Below are 14,202 nucleotides of genomic sequence, written 5' to 3' on the forward strand. Positions count from 1 at the left end.
TTTCATGAAATCCCCTTTTTCCGGCTGGAATATCTTTGAATTTTAGAATCTTTCCCATCCGAATCGTTTTTGGTTCCGCATTCCTTCTTCTAAATTTGGTCTTCGGTTCTTGCTCTCTGTTGCCAGAATGGATTAGAGGAGATCATCCGCTTGTGGAAGATTCTCGAACCACTAGGGTCTACTGGAATTTATCACAGGTTCCGAAAACTTCGGAAGCATACCAAAGTCAACCGAGCAACCTACGTTACATCGTGGTCAATACCGAACCTTCCAAAGAAAGAGTTTGGAAAGGGGAAGTCGATCTTTGGGAGACGAAAGAAGAATTTCAAAATTCTTTACCTAAAGGAATCGTATTCCCGAAATTTAGTTTCAAAGCGGCAATTCTTTCGGGTGTTTCTAAATTAGAAGAAGGTGAATTGACCAATCCAAAGAAAATTTCCTTCGTACCGAAGATCGACGAAGTTTGGGATTGGGAAGGAGATTCGTTCCCGCAATCCGCGCTAAGTATTCTTTCGAAACGATTTCCGGTTGAAGATTGGTTTATGGTTTTCGATCTTCGCTCGGACGAGGCTTGGCTTTCCAAAGAATCAAGAAATTTGGGCAACGGTTCGGAGATTGTCTGGCAGAATCTTCGCACTCGCGGATCTCTGCTTACCACGGATCTGATACATCCGTCCGGTAAATCGTTTCCATACGCGGATTACGATTACCGTCAAGTCGGGTTTATTACGCTTCCGGTAAGCGCCGGCGCGTTACCGATTTGGATTTTCAAAAGGGAAAAGGGCGCGATCTGGGCCTGGGGACTACTACCGGAAGATTTGGTATCTTCTCAGATCCTATTAAAACAGAGAAACTCGAAAGGATCTCCTTTTGCTAGTTTTCTTTTTTACGATGCTTCTTCCAATATTCCGTTTACCACTCGGGCCGATTTGAGGAACTATCCAATCATCATCCTCTCAGATCAAAACAATGTCAGACAATAGAGAAGTTCGTACACGTTTCGCCCCGTCTCCAACAGGTTTTCTCCACGTCGGAGGAGCCAGGACCGCGCTTTTTAATTTTCTATATGCCAAGTCTCAAGGCGGCAAATTCTTACTTAGAATCGAGGATACAGACCAGAATCGTTCAACGGAAGAATCGTTTAAGACGATTTTGGAATCGTTAAAATGGCTCGGGATTGAATGGGACGAAGGTCCTGGTGTAGACGGACCTTATGGGCCATACGTTCAATCCGAACGTCTTTCCATCTATAAAGAATATACCGAAAAGTTGATCTCGGAAGGAAAAGCCTACCGATGTTTCTGTACTCAGGAAGAATTGGAAGCGAAGAAGAAGCAAGCCGAAGCGATGGGAATTCCGTACGTTTACGACGGCTTACACGCGAATATGAGCGAGCAGGAAGTTCAGGAAAAGTTAAAGGCAGGAACTCCCTATTCGGTTAGATTCAAGACGCCTTCTAAAACTCTGATCTTCGAAGATATCATTCAAGGGAAGGTCAAATTCGAGACGAAATTAATCGGCGATTTCATCATCGTTAAGTCGGATGGATTTCCCTCTTATAATTATGCGGTCGTCGTTGACGACGGACTCATGAAAATCTCGCACGTGATTCGCGGAGTCGGACATCTTTCCAATACGCCGAGACAAATTTTAATTTATGAAGCCTTAGGATTTCCGGTACCGGAGTTCGCACACGCCTCCGAGATCGTGGGAATGGACGGGAAAAAACTTTCCAAACGGGCCGGCGCTACTTCCATTCTCGCTTTTCGGGATTTAGGATATCTGCCGGAGACTTTTTCCAATTACATGGCTTTGCTTGGTTGGACCTCCCCCGACGGGCAAGAATATCTTCCGGGAGATATTACGAAACGGATCTTCGACGTTCATCGTTGTTCCAAATCCCCTTCTACCTTTGACGTATTCAAAAAACCGAAAGGAGGAGAAGAGGAAGTCGTGACGAATTTCTCCAATTTGGAACAGATCGCGGAAGCGATGAATCCCAAATCCAAATTAAATTGGTTATCAAACAAATACATACGCGAATTGCCTATCGCTCAAATTACGGAGGCTCTCGTACCGTTTTTAGAAGGTAGAGAGGATATTCCGAAAGAGCATCGGAATCCGAAAAACCCTGAGTTAGGCTCAATCGTGGATAGTGTCCGAGTCTACTTGGATAATTTACGCCAAGCGCCCGATTATATCGCCGAATTCTATCTTTCCGACTTAAAAATAAAAGGGGATGAGGCGTTCGAAATTCTAAAACAGGAAAGCGCTCCTGTAGTGATACGGAAATTCTACCAGCTACTCCAGATAGATCTACCGCAGACCGATGAAGAGTATAAGGCGTTAATGGCGCGAACAGGCGAAGAGACAGGACAGAAAGGCAAAACCCTTTTTATGCCGATTCGAGTGGCGACAACGGGCAAAGCTCATGGACTTGAGTTACCGATCTTATTTCCTCTCTTAGGGAAGGAAAAGCTACTCAAACGAATAGAGAAAACTTCCGGTGAAGCAGGAATTTCCCTAAGTTAAAGGTTTTTTGTTGCAAAACACCCCTTTTGACCTGTATCTCTAATATAGGGACATCCGATTCAAATGAGGGACACAGTCGACTCACTCCTGGTAAGGCAACATTCCGGTTCCTACGTAATGTTCCTTCCTCCGGATTTGTCGAGCATCCGCGACTTCCGGACAGCCCTTCGTCAATCCTTGGAAGAAAATAAATTTTTATCCAAGGATATCCAACAGATAGAATTAGCGGCCGACGAAGCCTTAACCAACTCTATTTCGGCTAACGTAAATTGCGGTTGTAACGAGACGATCATCTGCCGGTGGGTATTACGAGATTCCAAATTTACTCTTTGGATCGTCGATTACGGATCAGGCCTAAAAAAAGATAAACTGGAATCGGTTTCCCATGAGGCGAAGGCTTCTACATTAAAGGAATTCCTCGGTAAAGTGCAGGCTTACCAAGAGAATAAATGCGAGATCTTACCGTTTAGAGGGAAACCCGTACAACACAGAAACCTCGGTAAGGGATTGCAAATCATGCAATCATTGATGGATTCCGTTAGGGTTCTCTATCATTGCAAAGAAGGACGGATTTCAGCCGATCCTGCGGAATCCAATATTCGAGGTTCCATCATCGAGCTGGCCTTCGATGCAAAAAAACATTCAGCGTGAGTACGTTAAACGAATTTGCCGATTTCATACTAAGATCCGGGAAGTTGGAAGATAAACTTTATTCTCCCGATGCGTTTCCTATCGACCTTCCGTCCGAAAATTTTATTCCACCGGACCGTCCTGTTCGCTCGAATAAAATAGAATTCTCCGACCGCAAATCCAAGATTCCTAGACTTGAACATTTGAATATCGAAGAGAATAGAATTCTCTCTCTTCATCATTTTGCTAACCACGAATTGATGGCGATCGAATTGTTCGCTTGGGCTATTTTAAAGTTTCAAGATGCTCCGTCGTCCGTTCGCAAGAGTTTTTATAAAACGCTGTTGGAAGAGCAAACGCATCTACGATTGTATTTGAAAACAATCCGTTCCTGGGGAATGGATTTCGGCGATAGGCCTTTGAATTACATTTTTTGGAAACAAACTCCGAGCATGCAGACGTTGGAGAAATTTTACGCCGTGATGGCGCTTTCGTTCGAAAGTGCGAATTTGGATTTTTCCCTTATTTATAAAAAAGCTTTCGAGAAGTTCGAAGACTTCGAAAAGGCATCGATCATGGACCAGGTCCATCAGGATGAAATTCGCCACGTCAGGAGAGGCGTAAAAGTCGTTTTTTCCGACGGCATTAAAGGGATCGAGCAATGGGAAAAATATCGAAAATTGATCTCACACCCTTTCACTCCTCGTCGTGCAAAAGGAACCTTTTACTTTCCGGAGCTTCGATTAAAAGCAGGGTTATCTCCTGAATTTGCGGAAGAGCTCGGAAAATACGAGGACGAGTACGAAGGAACTACGAATGCCAGAATACTTCGGGATGTACTCGGTATCGGAACCTCGAATTAAGCCTGGAAATCGATAGACGTAGTTTTTTCCTCGCAAGATACTGTTTCGTAACCGGCATGAATTCCTCCTGTTTCTTTCTTTCATTCAATCGAATTCTTATTTTTTTCATCGTATTCGTCTTTCTTAGCTCGTGTAATTCCAAAACACCTTCCGACTCTAAAATCATTTCGCAGGCGCTTTCAGGGAGCGAGGAGAAGCATCCTGAAGTGCTGTTAAAAAAAGTCGGAAATTTGGACGAAGATCCGGAGCTTGAATCTTTTGCTATCGTTCGAAATGGGACCGAAGAAATTCTTGCTATTTTTAAAAAAGATAAAGGTGAATGGCGTCTTACTTTCAAATTACCGTTCAGCTTGCTGAATATTGGCCCGATGCATTATGAATCCAAAGGGGCATCATGGAAGCCTGGAGAAGACGAAAAAGCGAAAGAACCGGGTTATATAATTAAACGAATCTTAATGGAAGAACTTCCGGGAGACGAATTTAATTCTCTCTTTTTGGAAGTCTTGAGCGAAGAACCTCCGATCGGTCTTTTTTCGGTTCCGTTTGTCATCAGAAAGGGAGCCAAAGTGTTGGATGGCTTAGCTTCTTTGAAAGATCATGAGTTTTTAGTTAAATCAAAAAGAGCCGATTTCACTTATAATAAAGAGGAAAAGAATATCACGGTTTTTCCCGGCAACAGAACATACGCTCAAAACTTCAATTTTAACGGTTGGGAAATGGTACCCGACATCGCTAATGTCGCTTCTCCAGGATTATTAAGTGTAGAAGCCCCGGCTCAATGGAAAAAAGGAGAGCCGGGAGAGGTAGTCGTTTGGTTTAAGAATCGCGGTTCCTATGCCGGAACTACTTATATTAGTCTCTCTTTTCCGCAAGGCGGAAAACTCGAATCCGATTCCGGTAAAGAAGGTGTTAGAACTTACTCGATCGGCAATAGTATATATTCTGCGGAAAACAAATACATAAATGCAAAGGTTCCCCTTTTAGAAATTACTAAAGCAGGGTGGGGGCGAAATCACAGATACGGAGTTCGTTTTAAATATACTCCGGATTTCGAAGGAATTCCTTACATACTATTTCGTTCCACGTCGAAAGCTTATCGTGAGACCGTTCAAATTCCGACACAAGCAAGTTCCGTTAAGACCGAGCTTGATCAACAGGGTTATCGTAGTTATCCTCTTTCTTTGATTCCAAGAGGAAAATCGAAGTAAGGAATTCCTAACAGGAAGAAGCGTTACTAGTGGGAAATTTCGAAGAAAATAAACAGAGATACGCCAAGACCGAAGTCGTAAGATCTCAAGTGGAAAGATTTCGCAAGTTTTACGCGGATTATTTTCATTTGGAAGAAACGATTCCGATGGTGGAATATTTCTTTGAAACGATTTATAATTTAGAAGGAAAAGAAGCCTGGATGCATCTCGCTTTAGACACGTATCAAAAGGTCAAAGGCATGATGAAAGAAACCACTCGCTCCAATTTGGAAACTCTTATCGAACTGAATAATTTAACCGATCAGTTGGATGGAGAAATGGCTAAATTACTTTTGGTTAGAGGGTGGGACGGTAAAAAATTGAATCGGGAAGAATACGACGATCTGTATAGGGCGTTCGGACATAAGGAAGAACGAATCAAACAGCTTGAGATCGTTCTTCACAATCTGAGAACGTTTTACGAGTTGGCGCATCGCCCTATCGCCGCGTATTTAATCCGCCCCGCTAGATTTATGGCGTCACTTCTCGGTGTTTCTCCTCTTTTCGATTCGGTCGAGCAAGCTTACAATGCTGTACTTCCGGTTTCACCGGAGATATTTAGTTCTTTTATCGAAAAAGTGGAAGAGCGGGAAACGCAATACTTAAACTCCGCTTTCGGATCGGAAACCACTCGGGAGTCCGCAATATGATTCGAAGGACAAGGTTTTCCCGATATAGAAGAAAAGAAGAACAAGAAGAGAATAGCGATCGATGGCTCTTGACATATGCGGATATGATTACGCTTCTTTTGGGTTTATTCATTATTCTTTATTCGATTTCTCAGGTGGATCAAAATAAACTCAAGCAGGTTGCCGATCTTGTGCGGAGCGGATTCGGTCTTGGAGAATCTTTTTTTGATGGATCGGCAGTGAATCTGGAAGAGGACGCACTTTTGCAGCCCAGAACTCAGCTGTATCGATTTTGGGAAAGGATCTCTTACGCACTGAAAAAGATGCGGGAAAAAACCAAGTTAATGATCGGGATGAACGAAACCGAAGAAATTCGGATCCAAGTCTTTACACCCGCGCTAGGAGAGGGAGACGAGTTTCATCCCGATGAAGATACCGATTTTACCTTTAAGAAGATAGCTGAAGTCACTCAAGGTATGGATGTGGATTTGACTTTGAGAGTTCAAATTCCATATTCCGATCAAACCGCAAATCAAGGCTTTCGAAGCGTATGGGAATACAACGCCCATAGAGCGACGTTAGTCGCGGAAGTCCTATCTGAGAAATACGGTATTCCGAAAGATCGAATTTCAGTGCAAGCTTTCAACGGTTTTAAGAAAATCGGTAAGAATGAAAACACCTCGCCCGAAATGAAAGCTTCCCAGGAAAGGATCGAGATTTTGATTCGAAAAAAAGATAAGGAAGAATGACGGGGTTAACTTCGCCATCAAATCATCGAATATGAAACTTAATAGTATGATTCCAAATACTACAAGAAATCGACTCGTACCAATCATTCTAGTAGCTGTCTTATCGTTTCTGTTATTTGATTGTAAAGAAAAAAGGAAAGTATCTCAAGAGGTTGAAACTCTCTGGAGCAGTGATCAGGCTAACGTACCCGATTCGAGCGGACTCGTTTTAGTTGCAAAATATTGCGAGAAAATCAGAAGCTGTGCCTCCGGAGAGATTGATCGTTTAAATTCGGATGAGAAAGCGATTTTAGAAAAACGGTTGCGACCTGATATCTGCATTCAAAAATTTAAGGAAACTCCCGTTTACAGATTGGAAGTAGGTGCGCCAGAAACCGCTTTTATGCGGACAATTCATTGCCTCCAGAATGCGATCGATTCGGATTGCCAATCACTCAAAAAAGGAGTGTCGCAATTATCCGCAGACTGTGAATGGATGTATTCGGCTCAGAAGCTGAATTGAAATCGATACGGGATTCCCACAACAAACAGAAAAGGAAGTCCCGAGTCCAAAGAGGACTCGAATCCGGGAAAAGAAGCGCAAAAGACCGGGAAAATTCGGGAGGATAAACCTTTGCTCAGAGGACTAAGAAAATTAAATCGCTATGAAAAACGCTTATTAAGAATTGCTAAATTAGGCGGAAAACTTGCAAAACTCAGACAGGTCGGGTTTTCTCGAAGGACTTCCGAAGGTTTTCGCTTTCCGATTTACTGTCTCGAGTTAGGGACAGAGCAAGGATTGGCCAAACATCCGGTTGGAATTACGGCCGCCGTTCACGGTCTAGAAACGATCGGAATTCAGATTCTTTTGGATTTTCTGGAATATATTATTCATCCCGGATCCAACGGTTACCTGCCGGAATTTAAAAAAGGAAAGTTAGGCTTAATTGTTATTCCGATTGTAAATCCAGGCGGCGTAGCGGCAAAAACTCGTTCGAATCCAGGCGGGGTCGATTTAATGCGGAATTCCGGGATAGATGCAGTAAAGCCGTTACCCTTCTTCGGCGGTCAGAAGCTATCCAATAAGCTTCCATACTTTCGAGGACACGGATTGGAACCTGAATCTAGAATTCTCTTTCGAACCATGTACGAAAAATTTTTCGGAGTTACCGATGCCGTCATGCCCGTATTGGATCTGCACTCTGGCTTTGGAACCGTAGACAATGTTTGGTGGCCTTATGCGTATACGAAGGAGCCGTGTCAAGATACGCCTATTTATAGGAAATTAACCGCCCACCTCCGGGAGAATTGCGGACACATTCATTTTTCTTACGGTCCACAAAGTGAGAGCTATACGACTCACGGAGACTTGTGGGATAAATTTTATGACCATTATAAAGAAGTACATTCTGATAAAAAAGGATGGGAAGCCAAATTTCTGCCGTTAACTTTGGAAGTGGGAACTTGGTCGGATATCAAGGAAGAGCCGATGAAAATATTTTCCAAGAAAGGTATTTTCCGACCTGCCGAACAAAATAAGCGGGAAACTCTGACACGTTATCGAGGATTCCTTCGCGACTTCGTTCGAATCGGTTTATCACAGCCTAAAGATTGGATCTGATTTTATAATATAGTAATTTCGTCTTATAACTTCTTCGGATTGAAAGTATTAAATTGTCCCGAATTTTGTGGGGAAGGTATAGGGTTTTGCGATAAATTCGGACTCGAATCCGGAAGGCAGTATCAAATAAAAAAAGGCCCACCTAAAAAGGCGGGCCCGAGAGTGTTTCGAGCGAGCGGATTAATTCTCGCTCGAGGCAAGGCGAACTTCTTTCCGCGTCCTCTACTATGCGAGGTGCCAGTTCTTAGGTTTCATTTTCCCCAAAAAACATTCGAGCCGAGAAAGGAGATTCTCAAGCTTCCAAGTCCCGAAACTTCTTAGAAATGCTGCTATCAACATCGGATTGTAGCCTATTCGATTATAATAGTCGTTCAGGATTATAAACGCGAACTAATTTTAGTTTGATCGAGAACCAGTAGGATAAAGTATGAGATTTCAATATGCGAAAGTCCGTTATGCTAGCTTTCCTCCTTTTTTTAGGAAATTCAGCGTTTGCGGAGGATATCATATTTTTAGAAAAATCGGTCCATTCCGAAAACATAACGTCTCGATTGGAATTTATCGAGGTGAACAGCGATACGGATTCTCCCTTAAATAACGCTAACAGCTTAAATTGGAGAAAATTCGGTCTTTCGTCCTTGAATTTCAATTTTTCGGATAAGATATACATATTTCGATTTAAAGTAAGATTTAGGAAGCCGTTAAAGGAAGACCTGTTTCTGGTACTGAGATGGAAGGCTCATGATTCAGCGGAACTTTATATCCCGAAGAGGATAATCCCAATCCAAGTTACCGGGGATGTTTTTTCCAAAACAAATTGGCCCGTGCAAAGTTTCCTTTATCCAACTTTCCGCCTTCAAGGAAATCCCGGTGAGGAAAAAGAATTCATTATAAAACTTAAGTCTCTCTCCATGATGTCTTTTCCTATAGAACTTTTGGACGAGGTAGGCCTGCGAAATGATCTGGTTTTAGAAACGGGGTTCTTTGCTCTGTCCGCTTGCCTTTATCTATTGATGATCTTTGTATCAATCTTTTATTATAAAACAACCGGGCTGAAGGAGTTTATTCTTTACGCAGGCTACGCATTATGCATGGGATTTTCTTATGATATTAATTTTGGAAACGTCTACGAATTGTTTTGGCCGGGAGGGCTTCGCTGGTCGGAGCGGATTAATTTTTTCTTCTTTGAGATCGCGACGATATTCTTTTTTCAATTTATTCGTAAGTTTCTGGAGACGAAAGAGAGGCTGCTTTGGTTGGATCGAACTCTACTCGCCTTTTTGATTTTATCCATCGGAACAATTCCTTTAACTTTTTTTTCGGAGGCCATTCATTTACTGTCTAGAATAAGTACGATACTTTACGGGATCGCAATCCCCTTGATTCTTTTCGCGGGGATTTATCTGCAAAAAATGGGAAATAGTAAACTCAAGCTTTTTCTATTCTCTTGGTTTCTCTATATGATTCTAGGATATATGAGTGTTTTGTATTATTTTGGAGTCTTGAGCTATAGTTTTTTCACGGTATATGCGGTTCCTATAATCTTCCCGTTGGATCTGGTTGTTTTACTATATAATATAATCCAAAAGCACTCGGAGAGCATGGAAGAAAAACGAACCCTTTTGGAAAGATTGCAATACGCCACAAACCAACCTAAATATACACGTTCCAAACTTTCGAACGTCGATGTGGACGCATTATTGAACTCTCTTATTTTTCTTATGGATTCGGAAAAGCCGTATTTAGCCGAAAAGTTACAGCTTCAGGACGTGGCGGATCGTTTGGGACTTACTCAGCATCAGCTATCCGAGCTTTTAAATACGAGATTAGGGATGAATTTCGCAACTTACATTAATTCCCGTAGAATAGATGAAGCGAAGCTTATTTTGGAATCCGGCACGGAAAAGAATATTTTGAAGATAGCGTTTATGGTCGGCTTCGGTTCAAAAACTTCGTTCAATGTGGAGTTTAAGAAAACGACGGGATTAACGCCGAAACAGTATAAAGAATCGGTTTCCGATTAAAAGAAAATTTTGCGGATAGATATAAAAGTTGGAATTTCAAGATTTCTTACCTTAAAGGTAAGTTTTTGACGTTTCGATCATTTCGAAAATCGTAAGATTCTCGAAATGCCTTCTTCAAAGAGTTCGTTTTCGGCGATTAAACTAATTATCAAAACGAATTCTTCTTCCGGAAATCCGAACATCGAACCCGGATGAACCAAAGTGTTTTCCGATTCCAATAACTGCAGACAATAAGTATCGGGATCTTGCATGGAATGAGATCCCAATATAGCGTACCATCCGGCAGCAGGGGATCGGAATATTAATTTCTTCGAATCCGAAATTAATACATTCAGACTTTGCAGATTTCTTCGTATACGTCTAGATATTTGCCCTTGGATCATTCTTCTCCATTCTAATAATTCGGGCAAGGCGAATTGAATTGGGGTGTTAACGGATAAAAAAGTATCCGCGATAATCTCCAATCGCTCTTTACATTCTAGTTTCCATTTCTCCGGGCCGTCTACATGAATCCAGGAAAGTTTCATTTGCGGGAGCGCGAGAATTTTGGAAATCCCGTTTACCGTAAAGAAAGGAACACGGTTCGTTCTGAATCTCGGCGGTATCTTTCCTGCCTCATGAAAATAATCGACGAATACTTCGTCTAAGACGAGTCCGATGCCTCTCGCTTCGCAAAGATCGACAAGACGTGAAAACTCCGAATCGCTCAGGACCGATCCGGTCGGGTTATTAGGAGAAACTAGGAAAATTAATTTAGTCTTTAGCGAAAGATTCCTTTCAAAACTTTCGAAATCGATTTCCCAATTCGCCATCGAATTTAATGAATAGGATCTGAATTTTACCCCTTCTAACACGGTTAAAAATTCGAATAGCGGGTAGCCCGGCGCCGGAATTAGGACTTCATCTTCCGGATCGCAGAATAACTTTAGAATGTACGAATACGCTTCCGAAGATGAAGAAGTTAGAAAAAGGTCGTCGGCCGAGACTTGAATATCTCTCTCTTGGTAGTATTTTGAAACGGCCTCCCTCGCGGAAAGAATCCCTTGCGGAGAAGGTTCGTACGTTAACGACTCCGATCGCGATAGCGAGTGCAAAATCGCTTCGTTAGGATACGTTATCTTGACTCGTGTAGGATTTGAAATCGTGAGATCTATGATTTCGTTCCCGGAGTTCCGTAATTCTTTTACTTTTAAGTAAAGATCGTTTTCGCCGCTTTCGAATTCGAACCGGCCGCTAAATTTCGAACGAAAGTCAAGTGACATTGCTTTCTTAGTTGGCGATTCGATTCCAAAGATATAGAATCGCCGATAGTACTATGCTTACTAATATCGATGTCGTGATTGGAAAATAAAATCGGATATTCTCCCGCTCTATCCGAATATCCCCGGGTAGATTGCCTAAATTCGAGAGAAAAGGAATCTTCGAACCGAATACGAAAAAAATACCTAAGAGGAGGCAAATGGCTCCGATCCAAAGAAAAGTTTTACCGAGCGGTTCCATAGAAATTTTCAGCAGGCGGGAAGTTTGGCGGAGAGGGGGGGATTCGAACCCCCGGTAGGTGTTACCCTACGCATGCTTTCCAAGCATGTACCATAAACCGCTCGGACACCTCTCCAGTTCAGGTTGCGTTTACGATATTTTCGTAAACGGGCTCCCGGTCAAGGAGATTCGACGTAAAAGTTTAGGGACACTAACTTCGAAACTCGATCAAACCGAATCTAATGTATCATCTATATGCCGTGCCGCAACTTTGGAAAACGCCATAATTGTATAACTAGGATCGACCGAAACGGCAGTGGGAAACACACTTGAGTCGCTCACGAATAGATTTTTAAGTCCGTGAACTTTGTGCTTCCAATCCACGACCGAATTTTTGGGGTCCAATCCCATTCGACATCCACCGGCAGGGTGGGGCGCAGCCATTGCAATCGAACCGGGGGATAGAGGAATCTCGTTAATTTTCGGTAGCTCTTCGACACTTGCGAGAGTAGTTTTTTTAAGATCCGGTAAGATTACGGTTTTTGCACCCGCCTTAAAGTTTAATATTACCTGTTTCCGAATACAATCGCGCAAAATCTTCTTCGTAATTTCACCAAAAGGATACTGTATCTCCCGTTTGCCTCCCGATGTCACTTCGATTCGTCCCAACTCGGAATCCAGATCGTCTATCCAACCGATGGTGCCGCCTAAATGTGGGAGATCTTTCATAATTTCGAAATGTTCTTTGCCGAACCCGGGTACCAATGCACCCAAAGCGCCAGGCTGAAGCTGGTTAGCCATGATTAGATAGCCGCCTTCCTTGTATTCCCCGTCGGAAAATCTAGCTAGACGGAACTCTTCCACTCCATATGCTGAAGGTATATTTCGCCATTGTATTATAGGTTCTTTATATAATGCGTGAACGAATGGCGAAGGATTGATCGCTAAAAATTCTCCCAGGGTAGGCAACTTTCTTTTTAAAGAGTTTCGTAATAGGAACGTGGAGCTTCCGAAGCCGCCTGCCGCAACAACCACCGCATCGGTTTTAAAATGTAATTTAATTTCGGATTCTTTTTGGGACGGCCTATCGATAACGACTGCATATAGACCGACTACTTTCTCCCCTTCGAATTCCAATTTAACGGCTTTAGTGTCCGAGTAAAGATCGACTCCCATTGAAATCGCTTTAGGAATATGCGTAATCAACTGGCTTTGCTTGGCACCGAAGATGCAACCTTGCATGCAATGACCGGATTTTTGACAATTTTTTCGGGCTTGTGGAACATGACCTCCTTGCCATCCTAAATCTTTCGAAGCTCTCCGGACCAGTTGATTCATTCGATTGAAATATTCTTCCTTCGCCGGATGAACGTTAAGATCTTCGTCCAATTCTTTCCAGTAAGGTTCCAAATCCTGCGAACCATGCCCCAATACTCCGAACTTATCTCGCCAAAGATTGAGTCTGTCGTCAGGGGTTCTGTAGCTATCGGCCCAATAATGTACGGATGCACCGCCGACGTTCTTTCCATAAACGATGTTAACGGTCCCATCCGCAGTCGTTGCCATATTTCTTTCCGCGGATACTTTTCCCGCCATGTTCAATTCATGGTTATCGAAAGTTCCGGTATGATAGTATCCGCCTTCTTCAAGTAAAATCACCTGCTTTCCTAACTTAGCGAGTTCGTAAGCTACGGTCGCACCGCCGCATCCGGTTCCGATTACGACTACCTGGGCTCGAATCTGCTTAGGCCTGCCTCCAAGATTCTTCCATTCGTAAATTCTACCCGACATCGGTTCCACCTATCATTTTTTTATAATATATTCTCGATTCGCTCAGCTTTTCCGGCGGGTTGCCGAAAGGTCCTTCGTACGAAATCATGTGAAAGGTCGACGGATGTCCGTAATACACTAAGTAAATCGGCATTCTCAAATTTGCCCAGACTGCGCGAATTAGGTCCGAATTCGTATCCGCAAGCGAATTTAAAAAGGATCTCCTCGAGTCGAGGGGCATCCTGCTGAATCGGGAGAACTTTCCTTGAAAGATCGGTAGATATTCGATTACAAGTATTAAAGATTTAAAATCTTCCGAAAGAAACGGGTCTACGAAATAAAATTCCTCATCCAACCGCTCTAAAACTTCGGCCTGCTTATAGGTCGGTACGTTTTTTCCTTCAGGAAGTATCGCTTCAGCCAAAGCCGCCATCGTATTCAATTCGTCATCGGAAAAGAACAAAGACTTGGGAATGAATCGCGACGACGACTTAAAAATACATACGGTCCCGCCCAGAAAAAGGGCAGCCGTGCCGACCAAGCCGAACCGCAAGAAAGTTTTACGAGAAAAACGATAGGTACGATTTTCCATGGCCCAGAGTATGAAGAGATATTAAAGGGTTGTCAATCTTTACGAGCGCCTTATGCCGGAAAAGAGAGTTGACGAAACGTACGTTCG

General features: G+C 42.9%; 14 protein-coding genes and 1 tRNA gene. 10 read left to right on the forward strand and 5 right to left on the reverse strand.

Annotation, left to right across the window (positions count from 1 at the left end; all coding sequences use genetic code 11):
- Positions 1-35: 35 nt before the first annotated feature.
- The 10 genes from LEP1GSC058_RS14710 to LEP1GSC058_RS14760 all read left to right on the forward strand — a co-directional run bounded on the left by LEP1GSC058_RS14710 (position 36) and on the right by LEP1GSC058_RS14760 (position 10,274).
- Positions 36-983, forward strand: coding sequence for an LIC_13346 family putative lipoprotein (locus tag LEP1GSC058_RS14710; RefSeq protein ID WP_016549852.1), 948 nt, complete (start codon positions 36-38; stop codon positions 981-983).
- A complete protein-coding gene (gene gltX, locus LEP1GSC058_RS14715) occupies positions 970-2,532 on the forward strand; it encodes a glutamate--tRNA ligase (protein ID WP_016550124.1) in 1,563 nt (520 codons plus the stop codon). Before LEP1GSC058_RS14710 ends, gltX begins: the two co-directional genes overlap by 14 nt.
- Before the next feature lie 63 nt (positions 2,533-2,595).
- On the forward strand, positions 2,596-3,183 hold the full coding sequence (locus LEP1GSC058_RS14720) for an ATP-binding protein (protein WP_051133802.1): 588 nt from the start codon (positions 2,596-2,598) through the stop codon (positions 3,181-3,183).
- Positions 3,180-4,025, forward strand: a complete 846-nt coding sequence (locus LEP1GSC058_RS14725) for a DUF455 family protein (protein WP_016549554.1) — start codon at positions 3,180-3,182, stop codon at positions 4,023-4,025. Before LEP1GSC058_RS14720 ends, LEP1GSC058_RS14725 begins: the two co-directional genes overlap by 4 nt.
- Before the next feature lie 56 nt (positions 4,026-4,081).
- Positions 4,082-5,233: an LIC13341 family surface-exposed protein gene (locus tag LEP1GSC058_RS14730; RefSeq protein ID WP_016550275.1), complete on the forward strand. Its 1,152-nt coding sequence runs from the start codon at positions 4,082-4,084 to the stop codon at positions 5,231-5,233.
- A gap of 29 nt (positions 5,234-5,262) precedes the next feature.
- Entirely contained in the window at positions 5,263-5,922 is a 660-nt protein-coding gene (locus tag LEP1GSC058_RS14735) for an FFLEELY motif protein (RefSeq protein WP_016549854.1), read from the forward strand.
- Positions 5,919-6,650, forward strand: coding sequence for an OmpA/MotB family protein (locus LEP1GSC058_RS14740; protein ID WP_016550657.1), 732 nt, complete (start codon positions 5,919-5,921; stop codon positions 6,648-6,650). Before LEP1GSC058_RS14735 ends, LEP1GSC058_RS14740 begins: the two co-directional genes overlap by 4 nt.
- Positions 6,651-6,696: 46 nt before the next feature.
- Positions 6,697-7,152: a hypothetical protein gene (locus LEP1GSC058_RS14745; protein ID WP_016549850.1), complete on the forward strand. Its 456-nt coding sequence runs from the start codon at positions 6,697-6,699 to the stop codon at positions 7,150-7,152.
- A 111-nt stretch (positions 7,153-7,263) separates the two neighbouring features.
- Positions 7,264-8,250 carry a M14 family zinc carboxypeptidase gene (locus tag LEP1GSC058_RS14750; protein WP_016550279.1) on the forward strand — a complete coding sequence of 329 codons (987 nt, stop codon included), beginning with the start codon at positions 7,264-7,266 and terminating at the stop codon, positions 8,248-8,250.
- Between the two features lie 455 nt (positions 8,251-8,705).
- On the forward strand, positions 8,706-10,274 hold the full coding sequence (locus LEP1GSC058_RS14760) for a 7TM diverse intracellular signaling domain-containing protein (protein ID WP_016550953.1): 1,569 nt from the start codon (positions 8,706-8,708) through the stop codon (positions 10,272-10,274).
- 77 nt (positions 10,275-10,351) lie between these two features.
- Here LEP1GSC058_RS14760 and LEP1GSC058_RS14765 read toward each other — a convergent pair whose 3' ends face one another.
- From LEP1GSC058_RS14765 to LEP1GSC058_RS14785, 5 genes are all read right to left on the reverse strand, one after another.
- Positions 10,352-11,536, reverse strand: a complete 1,185-nt coding sequence (locus LEP1GSC058_RS14765; RefSeq protein WP_016550955.1) for a pyridoxal phosphate-dependent aminotransferase — start codon at positions 11,534-11,536, stop codon at positions 10,352-10,354.
- A 7-nt stretch (positions 11,537-11,543) separates the two neighbouring features.
- On the reverse strand, positions 11,544-11,774 hold the full coding sequence (locus LEP1GSC058_RS14770) for a DUF2905 domain-containing protein (RefSeq protein WP_016550116.1): 231 nt from the start codon (positions 11,772-11,774) through the stop codon (positions 11,544-11,546).
- A 25-nt stretch (positions 11,775-11,799) separates the two neighbouring features.
- Positions 11,800-11,889 (reverse strand) — tRNA-Ser (locus LEP1GSC058_RS14775).
- A gap of 92 nt (positions 11,890-11,981) precedes the next feature.
- The gene (locus LEP1GSC058_RS14780) at positions 11,982-13,544 is read right to left on the reverse strand and encodes an FAD-dependent oxidoreductase (protein WP_016550658.1); all 1,563 of its coding nucleotides are present in this window, start codon (positions 13,542-13,544) and stop codon (positions 11,982-11,984) included.
- On the reverse strand, positions 13,534-14,115 hold the full coding sequence (locus LEP1GSC058_RS14785) for a hypothetical protein (RefSeq protein WP_016550550.1): 582 nt from the start codon (positions 14,113-14,115) through the stop codon (positions 13,534-13,536). The genes LEP1GSC058_RS14780 and LEP1GSC058_RS14785 overlap by 11 nt, the downstream gene beginning before the upstream one ends.
- Positions 14,116-14,202: the final 87 nt, after the last annotated feature.

Source organism: Leptospira fainei serovar Hurstbridge str. BUT 6 (assembly GCF_000306235.2).
Lineage (GTDB): Bacteria > Spirochaetota > Leptospiria > Leptospirales > Leptospiraceae > Leptospira_B > Leptospira_B fainei.

What these genes read in the sequence shown, in the direction of transcription:
- gltX (WP_016550124.1), top strand. Translation starts at nt 970, where the DNA reads ATGTCAGACAATAGAGAAGTTCGTACACGTTTCGCCCCGTCTCCAACA.
- LEP1GSC058_RS14720 (WP_051133802.1), top strand. Translation starts at nt 2,596, where the DNA reads ATGAGGGACACAGTCGACTCACTCCTGGTAAGGCAACATTCCGGTTCC.
- LEP1GSC058_RS14730 (WP_016550275.1), top strand. Translation starts at nt 4,082, where the DNA reads ATGAATTCCTCCTGTTTCTTTCTTTCATTCAATCGAATTCTTATTTTT.
- LEP1GSC058_RS14740 (WP_016550657.1), top strand. Translation starts at nt 5,919, where the DNA reads ATGATTCGAAGGACAAGGTTTTCCCGATATAGAAGAAAAGAAGAACAA.
- LEP1GSC058_RS14745 (WP_016549850.1), top strand. Translation starts at nt 6,697, where the DNA reads ATGATTCCAAATACTACAAGAAATCGACTCGTACCAATCATTCTAGTA.
- LEP1GSC058_RS14760 (WP_016550953.1), top strand. Translation starts at nt 8,706, where the DNA reads ATGCTAGCTTTCCTCCTTTTTTTAGGAAATTCAGCGTTTGCGGAGGAT.
- LEP1GSC058_RS14765 (WP_016550955.1), bottom strand. Translation starts at nt 11,536, where the DNA reads ATGTCACTTGACTTTCGTTCGAAATTTAGCGGCCGGTTCGAATTCGAA.
- LEP1GSC058_RS14770 (WP_016550116.1), bottom strand. Translation starts at nt 11,774, where the DNA reads ATGGAACCGCTCGGTAAAACTTTTCTTTGGATCGGAGCCATTTGCCTC.
- LEP1GSC058_RS14780 (WP_016550658.1), bottom strand. Translation starts at nt 13,544, where the DNA reads ATGTCGGGTAGAATTTACGAATGGAAGAATCTTGGAGGCAGGCCTAAG.
- LEP1GSC058_RS14785 (WP_016550550.1), bottom strand. Translation starts at nt 14,115, where the DNA reads ATGGAAAATCGTACCTATCGTTTTTCTCGTAAAACTTTCTTGCGGTTC.